Here is a 14,971-nt window from a genome sequence, read left to right on the forward strand (position 1 = left end):
GCGGCGGTCAGACCTGCGGCCGCAGCGCGCCGAGCGCCGGCGAGGACCGGACGGCGACGGTGAGGTCGTGCAGCGCCGCCCCGTGCGCGGCCGCCAGCGCGGCGCTGTCCTCGGTGAGCGTGGTGCGGTCGACGTACCCGCCGTGGTCGAGGTACAGCCCCGGCGCCAGCACCTGGACGGCGAAGAAGCCGGCGAGCACGTCGCGCAGGTCGTTGACGGCGAGGAAGTGGGAGCCGCTGGCGCCGGTGAGCACGACCGCGGCGGCCTTGCCCTGCAGCGGCGCGGTCGTCTCGCCCCACTTGCCGCGCTCGAGGCGCTCGAGGACGCCCTTCAGCAGGGCGCTGTAGGTGGCCCGGTACACCGGGCTGCCGACGACGACGGCGTCGGCGGCCTCGACCGCGGCGACCACCTCGTCCTGCGTCACGGCGCTGAGCTCGAGGGCGGACACCCGGGCGCCGGACTCCTCCGCCCCGGCGAGGACGGCCGCGATCGCGGTGCTGGTCCGGCCTCCGGTCTCGGGCCCGCCTGCCAGTCCGACGATCGTCGTCATCGCGCCTCCAGGTCAGGGGGCGGTGCCCGGTGGCACGGCCCTGCCCTCCCGAGGCTAGGGCGGCGCGCAGCGCTCGTCAGGATGGTCCCGTGACCTCTGCGACCCCCGGTCCGGCACTCCGCGTCGATGCTCCGCCGACGTCCCCGGCGGTCCCCGCCGACGGCTTCCCCGCCGAGGTCCGGGCGGCCGCGCGGCGGCTGGTGGGCGTGGCCGAGCGCACCCCGCTGCAGCGCAACGCCCGGCTGTCGGCCGCGACCGGCGCCGACGTGTGGCTCAAGCGCGAGGACCTGCAGGTCGGCCGCTCCTACAAGGTCCGCGGCGCGTACAACACGATCAGCCAGCTCGACGAGGCCGCGCGGGCGGCCGGCGTGGTCTGCGCCAGCGCCGGCAACCACGGGCAGGGGGTGGCGTACGCCTGCCGGGCCCTGGGGGTGCGCGGCAAGGTGTTCGTCCCCGGCACGACGCCGCGGCAGAAGCGGGACCGCATCACCGCACTCGGCGGGGACGTGGTGGAGCTGGTCGTGACCGGCGACTCCTACGACGAGGCGGCCGCCGCCGCGCTCGCCGCCGCCCGCGCGGGCGGGGCCACCCTGGTGCCGGCGTTCGACGCGCTGCCGACCGTCGTGGGGCAGGCGACGGTGGCGGCGGAGGTCCTCGAGCAGTTGCCGCAGCCGCCGGACGTCGTCGTCCTCCCGGTCGGCGGTGGGGGACTGCTGGCCGGTTGCGCGACCTGGCTGCGGGCGCACCACCCTGCCACCCGGGTGGTGGGTGTCGAGCCGGCCGGTGCGGCGAGCATGGCCGCCGCGCTGGCCGCGGGCCAACCGGTCGAGCTGGCGGACATGGACACCTTCGTCGACGGTGCCGCCGTCCGCCGGGTCGGCGACGTGACCTTCCCGCTGGTCCGCGACTCCGGCACGGAGCTGGTGGCGGTGGCCGAGGGGCAGATCTGCACCGAGATGCTCGACCTCTACCAGGTCGACGGCGTCATCGCCGAGCCCGCCGGTGCGCTGGCCACGGCCGCGCTGGCCGGCGGGCTGGTGACGGTCGAGCCGGGGCAGACGGTGGTCTGCCTGCTCTCCGGCGGCAACAACGACGTGAGCCGCTACGCGGAGGTCGTCGAGCGGTCGCTGGTGCACCGCGGGCTCAAGCACTACTTCCTCATCGAGTTCCCGCAGGAGCCGGGGGCGCTGCGGCGGTTCCTCGACGAGGTCCTCGGCCCGGACGACGACATCGTGCTGTTCGAGTACGTCAAGCGGGACAACCGGGAGACCGGCGCGGCGCTGACCGGCATCGAGCTGGGCAGCGCCGCGGACTTCCCCGCCCTGCTGCGCCGGATCGAGGCCAGCCCGCTGCGCATCCAGCACGTCGCCCCGGGGACGACCGCCTACCGATTCCTGGTCTGAGCCCGGGGTCGGGCCGCCGGTCGGCTCGTCGAGGGCGGCGCCCGGCGGCCGCATTCTGGCCTGCAGAATCCGCTGCGGAAAACGACGTGCCGTGGGTCACGATCCGCTCGGTACCGCGACGAGGAGCAGGGAGGGCACGTGCCGGATCAGGGCGAGCAGGCCGAGGACCAGCGGAGGGCACTGGCCGAGGCGAACCAGATCCTCGTCGACCAGCGCATCCTCGACGGCTTCGGGCACGTCAGCGTCCGGTGCGCCGACGACCCCGGCGCGTTCCTGCTGTCGCGCAACCTCGCCCCGGGGCTGGTGCAGCCCGACGACGTCCAGCGGATCACCCTCGACGGGACGACGGACGACCCGCGGCCCTCCTACCTCGAGCTGTGGATCCACGCCGAGATCTACCGGGCCCGCCCCGACGTCTCCGCCGTCGTGCACAGCCACTCGCCGGCGGTCATCCCGTTCGGGGTGTCCACGACGCCGCTGCGGCCGGTCCTGCACATGGCCGGCTTCCTCGCGCCGGAGGTCCCCGTCTTCGAGGCCCGGGACACCCTCGGGCCGGCGTCGGACCTCCTGATCCGCGACGCCGGGTCCGGTGCCACCCTGGCGGCGTCCCTGGGGCCGGCCTCGGTGGTGCTCATGCGCGGCCACGGGTCCACCGCGGTGGGCGCGACGCTGCCGGAGGCCGTCTACCGGGCCGTCTACACCGAAGTGAACGCCGGCGTCCAGGCCGAGGCCCTGCGCCTGGGGGAGCCGACGTACCTCACCGACGAGGAGGCCGCCGCCACCGTGGCCACCATCACCCCGCAGATCGCCCGCGCCTGGGGCTTCTGGCGCGACCGCGTCCGGTGACCTCGCCGCACCCCCGTCCCCCGTCGCACGAAGGAGTTCGACCGTGATCGCAGCCAGGGCGCGCGCCGTCGCCGCCGGTGCCGCCGCACTGCTCACCCTCGCCGCCTGTGGCGGCTCCGACGACGCCGGCGGCGGGGGAGGGGGAGCCGACGGCGGCCTGACCCCCGTCACCATCGGCACCCAGCCGATCGTCGACTCAGCGCCGCTCTACCTCGGCGTCGACCAGGGGTTCTTCGAGGAGGAGGGGATCGACCTGACCATCGAGAGCGCCTCGGGCGGGGCGGTCGTCGTCCCCAGCGTGGTCTCCGGTGACTACCAGTTCGGCCGCGGCAACGTGCTCTCGACGATGATCGCCGTCGACCAGGGCCTGCCCCTCACCTGCATCACGAACGCGAACTCCACCGCCGGCAACCCCGACTTCGGCGCCGTGGTGGTCCCGGCGGACTCGCCGATCCAGTCGATGGCCGACCTGGGCGGCACGACGGTCTCGGTGAACACGCTGAACAACATCGGCGACACGACCATCCGGGCCGTCGTCGAGGACGCCGGCGGTGACCCGCAGGCGGTCCAGTTCGTCGAGATCCCGTTCCCCGACGCCCCGGCCGCGCTGCAGAGCGGCCAGGTCGACGCCGCCTGGATCCTCGACCCGTTCCTCACCGAGGCGGTGGACGCCGGTGCCCGGGTGCTCTCCTACAACTTCTCCGACTTCCACCCGGAGCTCGACATCTCCTGCGTGTTCACCTCGCAGCAGCTGATGCAGGAGGACCCGGAGCTGGTCGCGGCCTTCCAGCGGGCCATGGACAAGTCGCTGGAGTTCTCGCAGCAGAACCCGGACGAGGTCCGCCGGATCACCGGCACCTACACCGAGATCGACCCCGCCGTGCTCGAGCGGATCGTCATCCCGACCTTCCGCACGGAGTTCAGCGAGGAGGCGATGGCGCTGCTCGGGCAGAAGGCGACCGAGTACGGGACCCTCTCGAAGGAGCCCGACCTGGACCAGTTGCTCCCCTGAGCGGCACGTCCCGCCGGACGAGAGGGGCGGCGCCGGGCGAGTGCCCGGCGCCGCCCCTCTGCGTCTCCACGCTCGCCCCGAGCGTGCGAGTGGTGAGGAGGACGGGGTCCTTCCTCAGTCGCAGTCGCCGTCGTGACAGTTGCAGCCGCACTCGCCGGTGCAGAAGGTGTGGTTGCCGTGGTCGCACGGGGTCATCGAGAGGGCTCCTCGGGCGTCGTTGCCGGTGGGTGCGCGCCGGCACCTCCGGTGAACGGAGTGTGGCGGCGGCCACACCGTACGTGCCGGACCGGCGTTCCGCCTGACGAGCGGACCGAGTCCCGGTGGCGTGTCGCGGTCCCTGCCATCGGCGCCGTTCGTCGACCAGACTGGAGGGGCGACGAGCGGAGGCGACGCTCATGACGCGTCCGTCGAACCGAGGACCAGGAGGCCCCGCACGCGCGGGCCGGCCGCCGTGGGGATGGCCGCCGGGCCGGAGCGCGGTGTTCTCCGACGGCCCGGTCGTCATCGGCCACCGGGGCCTCGGGTGCGGCGTCGTGTCGGGGCTCCGCGAGAACACGCTGGCGTCGTTCGCGTCCGCGGCCGCGCTCGGGATGGCCTGGGTGGAGGCCGACGTCCGCCGTACCCGGGACGACGTCCTCGTCGTCGAGCACGACGAGGCCTACCCGGACGGCACCCGGCTGGCCGACGTCCCGGCGGCCGAGGCCGACCGGCGCGGGACCCTGCGGCTGCAGGCGCTGCTGGACGGGCTGCCCGCGGGGGTGGGGCTGGACCTGGACCTCAAGTCCTGCATCGAGGACGGCCTCCGGGAGCCGGCCCGCACCACCGCGGGGCTGCTCGGGCCGGTCGTGGCCGCCGCGGCCGACCGGCGCAGCCTCGTCGTCTCCTCGTTCGACCCCGCCGCCCTGGCCCGGCTGCGCGCGGTGGCACCGCGGGTCCCACTGGCCTGGCTGACCTGGCGCTCGTTCCCGCTCGGGCCGGCGGTCGCCGGGTGCGCGCACATGGACGTCGACGTCCTGGGGCTGCACGTGGGGTCCCTGGGCGGGGACCCGGGCGGCGGTGCGGTCGACCCCACCGCGGTGGAGCGCGCGGTGGAGTACGTGCACGGGGCCCGGCGCCGGCTCATGGTCTGGTGCCCGGCGGTCGCGCCGGCGCGCGCACTCGTGGCGGCCGGCGTCGACGCGGTCGTCGTGGACGCGGTGCCCGGCGCCCTCGACGTGCTCAGCGCCGACGTGCTCCGCGCCGACGTCCGCCGGTCCGCCCGGGCGCGCCCGGACGCGCGGTCGGCATAGCGCGGTCGGCCCAGCGCGGTCGGCCCAGCGCGGTCGGCCCAGCGCGGTCGGCCCAGCGCGGTCGCGCCGCGCGCCGTTGCGGGCGCTCGCGGCCCGGCCCATGCTGCTGCCACCCGGCTCGAGCGGAGACCCGCGTGGACGCTGTCGACGTGCTCGCCGACGCGGTGGAGAACCTCTACCCCGCGCGGATGCAGATGGCGCTGTCACTGGGCTGGCACATCATCTTCTCCTGCTTCGGGATCGCCTTCCCGCTGCTCACGGTGTTCGTGGAGTGGCGCGGCCACCGGCGCCGCGACGAGGTGCTGCTCGGCCTGGCGCACACCTGGTCGAAGGCGATGGGCGTGCTGTTCGCCGCGGGGGCGGTGTCCGGGACGCTGCTCTCCTTCGAGATGGGCATCCTCTGGCCCGGCCTGATGGACCGCTTCGGGGAGGTCTACGGCTTCCCCTTCGTGCTCGAGGGGTTCGCCTTCTTCATCGAGGCCATCTTCGTCGGCGTCTACCTGTTCGGCTGGAACCGGCTGTCCCCGCGGGCGCACATGCTCAGCGCGCTGCCGATGATCGTCTCGGGCATGGCCGGGGCGTTCTTCGTCGTCGCGGCGAACGCCTGGATGAACAACCCGACCGGGTTCCGGCTCGACGCGCAGGGGCGGGTGATCGACGCCGAGCCCTGGGCGGCCATGTTCGGCCCCTCGACCTGGCCGCAGGTCGTGCACATGCTGCTGGCCGCGTACATGGTCACCGGCTTCACCGTGGCGTCGGTCTACGCCGTGGGCATGCTCCGCGGCCGCTGCGACCGGCGGCACCGGCTGGGGCTGCTCGTACCGCTGGCGATGGGCGCCGTGGCCGCTCCCGTGCAGCTCGTCGTCGGTGACTGGATCGCCGCGACCGTGGCCGAGAACCAGCCCGCCAAGCTCGCCGCCATGGAGGGGCTCTACGAGACCACCGCCGGCGCCCCGCTCACCATCGGCGGCTGGTTCTCCGACGACCGGATGCGCTGGGGCCTGGAGATCCCGAACGGTCTGTCGCTGCTGGTGCACCGCGACCCCGACGGGGTCGTTCCCGGCCTGGCGGAGTTCCCGCCCGACGAGCGGCCGCCGGTCAACGTCGTGCACCTGGCCTTCGACACGATGGTCGGCCTCGGGTCCGCGCTGCTGCTGCTGGCCCTCTGGTTCGGCTGGGTGTGGTGGCGGCGCCGCCGGATCCCGGACACCCCGTGGTTCCTGCGGGCGGTCGCGGTCTCCGGCGTCGCGGCGGTCGTCGCGCTGGAGGCGGGATGGGTCACCACCGAGGTGGGCCGCCAGCCGTGGGTCGTCTACGGCATCCTGCGCACCGCCGACGCGGTCAGCCCAGCCCCCGGGCTGTACCTCGGCTTCTACGCGGTGGTGGTCGTCTACCTCGCGCTGACCGCCCTCACCGTGTACGTGCTGCGGCGGTTGGCGCTCAGCGCCGACACCCCCGCGCCGCAGGAGGTGGGTGCCCGGCCACCCGATCCGCACAGCGGCGAGGTGGCGGTCCGATGACCCTGGCCGACGTGGTGCTCAGCGTCATGTTCGTCGGGCTGGTCGCCTACGGGCTCTTCGGCGGCGCGGACTTCGGCGCCGGCATCTGGGACCTGCTGGCCGGCGGGACCCGCCACGGCGCCCGCCAGCGCGAGCTCATCGAGCGGTCGATCGCCCCGGTGTGGGAGGCCAACCACGTCTGGCTGATCTTCGTCCTCGTCGTCCTGTGGACGGCGTTCTCCGGGGCGTTCGCCGCCGTGGTGACCACCCTCTACGTCCCGCTCACCCTCGCCGCCTTCGGGATGATCGCCCGGGGGGCGGCGTTCGCCTTCCGCAAGAGCATCAGCACCCTGGGCATGCGCCGGTTCCTCGGTGCCGGGTTCGCGCTGTCGTCGCTGCTCACCCCGTTCTTCCTGGGTGCCGTGGTGGGTGGGGTCGCCTCCGGCCGGGTCCCGCCCGGCATCGCGGCCGGGAACGTGGTCACCAGCTGGCTGAACCCGACGTCCGTGCTCGGCGGGGTCCTCGCCGTGCTGGTCTGCGCGTACCTCGCCGCGGTGTTCCTCTGCGCGGACGCCCGGCGGGAGGGCGCCGACGACCTGGTCGCCCAGTTCCGCACCCGTGCCCTGGGGACGGCGGCGGTCACCGGCGCCGTCGGCATCGCCGGCCTGTTCGTCCTCCGCGCCGACGCGCCGCAGCTGTTCGAGGGCCTCATCGGTCGGGCGCTGCCCGTGGTGCTGCTGTCGGTGGTCGCCGGCCTGGCCGCGCTGCTGTTGCTCTGGACGCGGCGGTACGTGCCCGCGCGGGCGGCCTCGGGAGTCGCCGTGGCGGCGATCATGTGCGGCTGGGCGGTCGCCCAGTACCCCTACGTCCTGGTCCCGGACCTCACCATCGAACAGGCCGCCACCGGCCGGGCGACGCTGGTCGCGATGCTCGTCGCGCTGGTCGCGGGCTCGCTGGTCCTCCTGCCGGCGCTGGTCTACCTGTACTGGCTCTTCCAGCACTCCGAGCGCCGCGGCGGCGAGGCCGGGCGGGCGCCGGCCGTGCGGTCCGGCGCCTCCTGACGCCGGGTCCCCGGTCCTCCGCAGCGGACGCGGGGTCTCCGGGCGGACGCGGGGTTTCCGCCCCTGCCCGTCCGGGGCAGACCCCGGCCGTCCGGACGGCTCGGCGAGGGGGAGGCCCGATGCGGGCGATGGTGTACCGGGGGCCCTACCGCGCGGCACCACCTCATGGACCCCGTCGTCGTCGCCGCACCGTGGGTCCTCGCCGGGCTCGGCGCCTGGGCCGGGCTGCGCCGACTCGCGCGGGCCGTGCGGGGGTGAGCCCGCTGCCCGGCCGCGGGGTGCCGCCGCCCCGGCGGCCTGGCACCGTGGAGGCGTGACCCCGCTGACCGGCCTGCCCGAGGCCGTGCGGACCCGGTTCCGGGCACGGGTCTCCGGCGACCCCACCGGCGTGCCCGGCTGGGTCCGCGACATCGGGCGGGTGGGGGAGGGGCCCGGCTGGTTCGAGCCCGGCGGCGTCGTCTGGTGGGTCCACGGCGACCTCTCCACCCTCGTCGGCGGGATCGCGGCGCTGCTCGGGCAGGCCGCGCACCCGCTGGCCCTGGCCGGGGTGCGCCGCCACTCGGCCTACCTGGCCGACCCGTGGGCGCGGCTGGCCGGCACCGCCCGCTGGCTGGTGGTCACGACGTTCGGGTCGGCGGAGCTGGCCGAGCTGGAGGCCGCCCGGGTCCGCGGCCTGCACGCGCGGGTGCGGGGCCGGGCCGAGGACGGCCGGGCCTACTCCGCCGGGGACCCGGAGCTGCTGCGCTGGGTGCACCTGGCGTTCACCGACGCCTTCCTCGCCGCGCAGCGGGCCGTCGGCCGACCGCCGGAGGCGCGCTTCGGCCGCCGCTGGCCCGACACCTACGTGCACGAGTGGGCCGCCAGCGCGCAGGCCCTGGGCGCCGGCGACCTGCCGGAGACCGAGGCGGAGCTGGCCGAGGCGCTGGCGGCCCTCCGGCCGGGACTGGAGCCGGTGCCGGCCGAGCTGCGGACGTTCCTCACCGCGCCGCCCGGGCTGGGCCCGGCCGAGCAGGTGTTCTACCAGGGGCTCGCCTCCGCCGCGGGCCTGGTCGTGTCGCCGGCGCTCGCGCCGTTCGCCGGGGTGCCGGGGCGGGGGAGCGGCGTCGTGCGGCTGCCGGTGACCCGCGCGCAGCTGCGGGCGCTGCAGGTGCTGCTCGGGCCGCGCAGCCCCTCGGAGGAGGCGGCGCGCTGGCGGCTGGGGATGGGCCCGGCGCCGACGTGGGCCGCCGACCGTACGGTCAGCGCGGCAGGGTGATCTTGTACTGCGCCATCTTGCGGTAGAGGGTGGCGCGGCCGATGCCGAGCTCCTCGGCGGCCCGGGTGATCGTCGTCCCGGGTTCGGTCAGGCAGCGGACGATCTCGTCGCGCTCGAGCCGCTCGAGCCGGGTGAGCGATCGGCCGCCGGCGTCGAGCACCTCCGGCGGCAGGTGGTGGACGTCGACGAGGTCGGCGCGGGCCGCCGCGTCCCGGACCACTCGCCGCAGCTGGCGCACGTTGCCGGGCCAGGAGCAGGCGGTCAGCGCGCGCTCGGCGCGGTCGGTGAAGCCGACGGCGCGGTGCCGCTCCTGCTCGGCGAACCAGCGGGCCAGCGGCACCACGTCGTCGGTGCGGTGCCGCAGCGCGGGCACCTCGACGACGGTGTCGACCAGCGTGGCCAGCTGACCGGGCACCGCGGTGAAGTCGGCCGCGGTGAGCACGTACGGCTGCGGCCGGCCGGTGCGGCGGACCGCGCCCAGGATCTGCCCCAGCTCGTCGGCGGCCCAGGCGGGCAGGTGCGGCAGCCCGGAGACGACGACGAGGGTGTCGGGGTCGCGCAGCTCCGGCGTCCACAGCTCCAGCCAGGCCGCGACGTCCCCGCCCTCCGGCGCCCGGGCGTGCAGCACCCGCTGCCGGGGCGCGACCCGCCGGCGGGCCAGGGCGGCCAGCGCCGCCTTGCCTGCACCGGGCTCGCCGACGACCGCGGTGACCCGGTCGGCCGCCGCGGCGGCGTCGGCGAGCGCCGTCCGCCAGCCGGCCGACACGCACGGGTCGCCGGTCTCGGCGGCGCGGTGCCCGCCGACGACGTGGAAGACCTCGCCGCGCGGGGCCGGTCGCACCGTCCGCCCGCCGGCGCGGACCAGCATCAGCGCGCTGGTCGCGCTCGCCGCCGCCTGCGCCAGGCCGAGCAGCAGCTCGGAGGAGGAGTCCGACCAGGTGGTCAGGTTGATGCTGCCAGCGAGGTCCCCGCTGACCGGGTCCACGACCGGCACCGCGGCGCAGGTGAACCCGCGCAGCTCGGCGCACCAGTGGTCCTCGGCACGGACCAGCGAGGGGGCACGGTCGGCGAGGGACAGGCCCAGCCCGTTGGTGCCGGCGTTGCGCTCGGCGTAGGAGAACCCCGGCGCGAGGTGCACCCGGTCCAGCGACCGCAGGATGCCGGCGTCGCTGCACAGCCTGGCGAGCACCAGCCCGTCGGCGTCGGCGACCATGAGGCTGACCGGCTCGTTCGGGATGGTCGCATGCAGGTCGGTGAGCACCCGGTGCGCGCACTCGTACAGCAGCGAGCCGGTGTCCAGGGAGCCGGTGAAGACCGGGACGACCTCGTCGGGGGTGACCCCGTAGCCCTGGCTGCGGCGCCACGAGGCCCGCAGCCGGGACGGCGCCGGCCGGGCGGCCAGCGCGGGGTCGGCGAGGGGACCGGGGGCGGCCCGGGGCACGTCCACGGGACACCTCCTGGGCGGGACGAGAACCGGTCGTTGTGGCCCGCGCCACAGCAATGTAACCCCGCAGGACGCCGTCCGGGGGGCGTTCCAAAGTGAGACACCGACCGGCTTCTGCCGCCGTCCGGCCCTGCCTAGCGTCGCTGGCACCAGCGTGACCGGCGCCACAGAGAGGACCGGAGATGTACACGAAGGACGGCGAGAAGTACTACGTGGTCGACGCCCACATCGCGCTGTGGGACGGGCGCCCGGAGAACCAGCGCAACATCCACGGCAAGCAGTTCATCGACTGCTTCTACGACTACCACCGCAACCTCAGCCCCGAGTCGGAGGTCTGGGGGTACGAGGAGTACCTCTACCAGGGCGGCGAGCGGCTGATGCGGGACGTGTTCGTCGACGGGATCGTCGACCACGCGATCTTCCAGCCGGCCCGGCTGGCCGAGTTCTACCACCGGGGCTTCGGCCAGACCGACGAGGCGTTCGCCCTGACCCAGGCCCACCCGGACAAGCTGACCTACAACCACTACTGGGACTCCCGCGACGGCGAGAACGGCCTGGAGCAACTGCGGGCCGACGCCGAGCGATTCGGCCTCAAGGGCGTGAAGCTCTACACCGCCGACTGGCACGGGGAGTCCCGCGGCTGGAAGCTCGACGACCCGATGGCCTACCGGTACTTCGAGCTGTGCCGCGAGCTCGGGATCACCAACATCCACATCCACAAGGGCCCGACGATCCGGCCGCTGGACCGCGATGCCTTCGACGTGGCCGACGTCGACCACGTGGCCAGCGACTTCCCCGACCTGACCTTCGTCGTGGAGCACTGCGGCCTGCCGCGGCTGGAGGACTTCTGCTGGATCGCCACCCAGGAGCCCAACGTGCACGCGGGCCTGGCCGTCGCGATGCCGTTCATCCACACCCGGCCGCGGTACTTCGCGCAGATCATCGGCGAGCTCGTCTACTGGATCGGCGAGGACCGCATCCTCTTCTCCAGCGACTACGCGCTGTGGACGCCGAAGTGGCTGGTCGAGCGCTTCGTGGACTTCCAGATCCCCGAGGACATGACCGAGTACGCGCCGCTGACCACCGCGGTGAAGAAGAAGGTGCTCGGCCTCAACGCGGCGCGGCTCTACGACCTGCCGGTGCCGCAGGAGCTGCAGCTGCCCGAGGCGGGGGAGCCCGCGACCGGCCCGCGCGAGCCCGGTGCCGCCGACCTGGCGATGGCCTGAGGGCGGCGCGATGACCGCGGTCCTGCCCGACCTCGCCGCTGAGGTCCGCAGTGCGCTCGGCGCCGTCGTCGACCCCGAGCTGGACGAGCCGATCACCGACCTCGGCTTCGTCCGCTCGGTGTCGGTGGACGGGTCCGACGTCGAGGTGCACCTGCGCCTGCCGACGTCGTTCTGCGCGCCCAACTTCGCCTGGCTGATGGTCTCCGACGCCCGGGAGGCGGTCGCCGCCGTCCCCGGGGTGGCGCGGGTCGTGGTGGCCCTCGACGACCACTCCGACTCCGACCTCATCAACCGGGGGCTGGCGGCGGGCGCCGACTACCGGACCACCTTCGCCCACGAGGCGGAGGAGTCCCTCGACGAGCTGCGGGCCACCTTCACCCGCAAGGCGCACACCGCGGCGATGGAGCGGGCGCTCACCGCCCTGCTGCGCGCCGACCCGTCGCGCTCCGAGGCCGACGTCGCCGGCGTCATCCTCGCCGACCTGCCCGCCGACGCCCCCACCACCGCGGCGCTGCTGCGCCGCCGCGCCGCCCTCGGGCTGCCGGTGGACGGCGACGCGCCGGTGCTGGTCGGCGAGGACGGCAGCCGCCCGGACCCCGCGCAGGCGCCCCTGGTCCTGCGCCGGGCGCGGTCGGTGCGCATCTCCGTCGACGGCAACGCGCACTTCTGCCGCGGCCTGCTGGCCACCCGCTACCCCGGCGCGGAGGCCGACCAGGTGCCCCGTCCCGAGGACCGCCCCCTGCTCCCGCTCACCGTCTCGAAGGGAACCCGCCCGTGAAGGCCGTCCGCGTGCACGAGTACCACGCCGACCCCACGATCGACGACATCCCCGAACCGCAGATCCAGGGCCCGCTCGACGTCATCGTCAAGATCGGCGGCGCCGGGGTCTGCCGGACCGACCTGCACATCCTCGAGGGCCAGTGGGCCGATCTGCAGAACCCGGACCTGCCCTACGTGATCGGGCACGAGAACGCCGGGTGGGTGCACGCGGTCGGGGAGGGGGTCACCAACGTCGCCGTCGGCGACACGGTGATCCTGCACCCGCAGCCCAGCTGCGGCCTGTGCACCGCCTGCCGCGCCGGCCGGGACATGCAGTGCGACAACGCCTTCTTCCCCGGGTTGTCGAACAACGACGGCGGCATGGCCGAGTACCTGCGCACCACCGCCCGGGCCTGCGTGAAGCTCGACCCGTCCACCAACCCCGCCGACGTCGCCGCACTCGCCGACGCCGGCATCACCGCCTACCACGCCGTGCGCAAGGCCCTGCCGCTGCTGCACCCGGGCACGACGGCGGTCGTGCAGGGCGCGGGCGGTCTCGGCCACATCGGCGTCCAGTGCCTGGCCGCCCTGTCGGGCACCCGGATCATCGTCGTCGACCGCAACCCCGACGCCCTGGAGCTCGCCCGGCAGATCGGCGCGGACGAGACCGTGGTCGCCGACGGCAATCAGGTGCAGGCCGTCCAGGACCTGACCGGCGGGGGCGCGAACGTCGTCCTCGACTTCGTCGCCGAGCAGGGGGCGGAGATGGACGGCTGGCACATGACCGGCCCGGCCGGCTCGTACTTCGTCATCGGCTACGGCGGCGAGCTGCGCATCCCGACGCTGGACTTCGTCGCCGGCGAGAAGAACATCGTCGGCAACATCGTCGGGACCTACACCGACCTGGCCGAGCTGATGGTGCTCGCGCAGGCCGGCAAGGTCACCCTGCACACCCAGCAGTACCCGCTCGACCGGGCCGTGGACGCCCTCCGCGACCTCGACGCCGGGAAGGTCCGGGGCCGGGCGATCCTCGTCCCCTGAGAAAGGACCTCCCTGCCCCCCACCGCTCGCAGGCTCGCGGCGGGCCCCTGCAGGGAGGCCGCCCTGCCCCTGTGCTCGCCCGGGCCCGGCCCCCGTCAGGCCCGGGCGAGCACGGCCACGGCGGCCTCGGCGCAGGTGGTGTCCTCCTGCGGCGTCGCGCCGCTCACGCCGACGCCGCCGACGACCTCGCCGTCGCGCAGGACCGGCAGGCCGCCGCCCAGCGTGGTCGGACGGAACCCCAGGTGCTCCCCGGCGGCGAGCAGCACCTCCGGGCGGCGCTCGGCCACCTCGGCCAGCTCCCAGGAGGGACGGCGGAACGCGGCGGCCGTGGCCGCCTTGGACCGGGCGATCCCCGGCGTGAACCCGGGGGTGCCGTCGCCGCGCGCGACGACGACCTCGTGGCCGGCGAGGTCGACCACGGCGACGCTCACCCGCACCCCGATCTCGGCCGCGCGCGCCAGCGCGGCCTCCGCGGCCGCCCGTGCCTCCTCGTACCGCATGCCCTGTCCCATCCCCGTACTCCTCGTCTCGGCGTCCGGAGGCCCACCCTGCCCGACGCGGGTCTCAGGTGTGCCGGGCCAGGGCGGCCGACTGTTCCGCGCAGAGCTCGGACAGGGCCTGCGGCGCGGAGCGACAGATCCGCGGGAAGCTCAGGTAACCGTGCGGCATCGCGACGTACCCGGTCAGGCGCACCGGGACGCCGGCCCGGCGCAGCGCGGCGGCGTAGCGCAGGCCGTCGTCGCGGATCGGGTCGTGCTCGGCCACCTGGACCAGGGCCGGCGGCAGGCCGGAGAGGTCGTCGGCGAACAGCGGCGAGGCGTAGGGGTGGGTCGGGTCCTGGCCGCCGAGGTAGTGGTCGCGGAACGACAGGCAGTCGGCCTTCGTGAGGATCGGCGCGTGCGCGTTCTCCTCGATCGAGGGGCTGCTCATGGTGAGGTCGACCGCCGGGTAGACCAGCCCCTGGTGGGCGATCCGCGGACCGGAGCGGTCGCGGGCCATCAGGCTGACCACGGCCGCGAGGTTGCCCCCAGCGCTGTCACCCATCACCGCGACACGGCCGGCGTCGGCGCCGAGCTCCGCCGCCCGGTCCACCACGTCGACGAGGGCGCCGTAGCAGTCCTCGGCCGCCGCCGGCCAGCGGTGCCCGGGCGCCAGCCGGTAGTCCACCGAGACGACCACGGCGCCGGTGGTCACCGACACGTGGCTGCACAGCCAGTCCGCCATGTCGAGCGAGCCGATCGTCCAGCCTCCGCCGTGGAAGTTGACGACGAGCGGCAGTCGTCGGTCGGCGGCGCGAGTGGGGCGGTAGACCCGGATCGGCACCGGCCCGACCTCACCCTTCGCCGTCCCGTCCTCGAGGGACACCCCGCCGGCGACGGCACCGAACAGCAGGTCGGTGACCGGGTTGTGGCCCATGTGCTGCTGCTGTGCCCGCCGCAGCCGGTCGTCGTCCATCGAGGACACCGACACGAGGCCGGCCAGTCGGCCCAGCAGCCGCACGCGCAGGTCCATCCGGGTCATGCGGCCATCCTCTCCCCGCGGGGCGCAGCACGCTGACCAGCGGGTCCGTCGGCGTGCGCGACGGG

14 protein-coding genes are annotated in these 14,971 nt (G+C 75.1%); 10 read left to right on the top strand and 4 right to left on the bottom strand.

The annotated features are described in order from the left end of the window. Positions 1–7: 7 nt before the first annotated feature. Positions 8–550, bottom strand: a complete 543-nt coding sequence (locus tag ACI79D_RS19050; protein ID WP_456920043.1) for an NAD(P)H-dependent oxidoreductase — start codon at positions 548–550, stop codon at positions 8–10. Between the two features lie 89 nt (positions 551–639). Here ACI79D_RS19050 and ilvA point away from each other — a divergent pair, with 89 nt between their 5' ends. From ilvA to ACI79D_RS19085, 7 genes are all read left to right on the top strand, one after another. Then, positions 640–1,953: a threonine ammonia-lyase IlvA gene (gene ilvA, locus ACI79D_RS19055; RefSeq protein WP_456920044.1), complete on the top strand. Its 1,314-nt coding sequence runs from the start codon at positions 640–642 to the stop codon at positions 1,951–1,953. Between the two features lie 138 nt (positions 1,954–2,091). Further along, positions 2,092–2,799 carry a class II aldolase/adducin family protein gene (locus ACI79D_RS19060; protein WP_456920045.1) on the top strand — a complete coding sequence of 236 codons (708 nt, stop codon included), beginning with the start codon at positions 2,092–2,094 and terminating at the stop codon, positions 2,797–2,799. Positions 2,800–2,842: 43 nt separating this feature from the next. Beyond that, positions 2,843–3,811, top strand: a complete 969-nt coding sequence (locus tag ACI79D_RS19065; protein ID WP_456920046.1) for an ABC transporter substrate-binding protein — start codon at positions 2,843–2,845, stop codon at positions 3,809–3,811. Positions 3,812–4,290: 479 nt separating this feature from the next. Further along, positions 4,291–5,100, top strand: a complete 810-nt coding sequence (locus ACI79D_RS19070) for a glycerophosphodiester phosphodiesterase (protein WP_456920047.1) — start codon at positions 4,291–4,293, stop codon at positions 5,098–5,100. A gap of 134 nt (positions 5,101–5,234) precedes the next feature. Further along, positions 5,235–6,620 carry a cytochrome ubiquinol oxidase subunit I gene (locus ACI79D_RS19075; protein WP_456920048.1) on the top strand — a complete coding sequence of 462 codons (1,386 nt, stop codon included), beginning with the start codon at positions 5,235–5,237 and terminating at the stop codon, positions 6,618–6,620. After that, positions 6,617–7,660: a cytochrome d ubiquinol oxidase subunit II gene (locus ACI79D_RS19080; RefSeq protein WP_456920049.1), complete on the top strand. Its 1,044-nt coding sequence runs from the start codon at positions 6,617–6,619 to the stop codon at positions 7,658–7,660. The genes ACI79D_RS19075 and ACI79D_RS19080 overlap by 4 nt, the downstream gene beginning before the upstream one ends. A gap of 313 nt (positions 7,661–7,973) precedes the next feature. Then, the gene (locus ACI79D_RS19085) at positions 7,974–8,915 is read left to right on the top strand and encodes an oxygenase MpaB family protein (protein WP_456920050.1); all 942 of its coding nucleotides are present in this window, start codon (positions 7,974–7,976) and stop codon (positions 8,913–8,915) included. Here ACI79D_RS19085 and ACI79D_RS19090 read toward each other — a convergent pair. Beyond that, positions 8,899–10,362 carry an AAA-type ATPase lid domain-containing protein gene (locus tag ACI79D_RS19090; RefSeq protein ID WP_456920051.1) on the bottom strand — a complete coding sequence of 488 codons (1,464 nt, stop codon included), beginning with the start codon at positions 10,360–10,362 and terminating at the stop codon, positions 8,899–8,901. The genes ACI79D_RS19085 and ACI79D_RS19090 overlap by 17 nt on opposite strands. Before the next feature lie 179 nt (positions 10,363–10,541). On the opposite strand from ACI79D_RS19090, the gene ACI79D_RS19095 reads away from it, so the two are divergent. Genes ACI79D_RS19095 through ACI79D_RS19105 form a run of 3 tightly spaced genes read left to right on the top strand, consistent with a single transcriptional unit; the run spans position 10,542 to position 13,385 of the window. After that, a complete protein-coding gene (locus tag ACI79D_RS19095) occupies positions 10,542–11,585 on the top strand; it encodes an amidohydrolase family protein (RefSeq protein WP_456920052.1) in 1,044 nt (347 codons plus the stop codon). Between the two features lie 10 nt (positions 11,586–11,595). Further along, positions 11,596–12,363 carry an iron-sulfur cluster assembly protein gene (locus ACI79D_RS19100; RefSeq protein ID WP_456920053.1) on the top strand — a complete coding sequence of 256 codons (768 nt, stop codon included), beginning with the start codon at positions 11,596–11,598 and terminating at the stop codon, positions 12,361–12,363. Then, on the top strand, positions 12,360–13,385 hold the full coding sequence (locus ACI79D_RS19105) for an NAD(P)-dependent alcohol dehydrogenase (protein ID WP_456920054.1): 1,026 nt from the start codon (positions 12,360–12,362) through the stop codon (positions 13,383–13,385). The genes ACI79D_RS19100 and ACI79D_RS19105 overlap by 4 nt, the downstream gene beginning before the upstream one ends. Before the next feature lie 95 nt (positions 13,386–13,480). Here ACI79D_RS19105 and ACI79D_RS19110 read toward each other — a convergent pair whose 3' ends face one another. Both ACI79D_RS19110 and ACI79D_RS19115 read right to left on the bottom strand, forming a co-directional pair. Beyond that, positions 13,481–13,897 (bottom strand): GlcG/HbpS family heme-binding protein, encoded by a 417-nt coding sequence (locus tag ACI79D_RS19110; RefSeq protein WP_456920055.1) that lies wholly within the window; start codon positions 13,895–13,897, stop codon positions 13,481–13,483. Positions 13,898–13,949: 52 nt separating this feature from the next. Continuing rightward, positions 13,950–14,906: an alpha/beta hydrolase gene (locus ACI79D_RS19115; RefSeq protein WP_456920056.1), complete on the bottom strand. Its 957-nt coding sequence runs from the start codon at positions 14,904–14,906 to the stop codon at positions 13,950–13,952. Between the last annotated feature and the right edge of the window lie 65 nt (positions 14,907–14,971).

Source organism: Geodermatophilus sp. SYSU D00708, assembly GCF_054050115.1.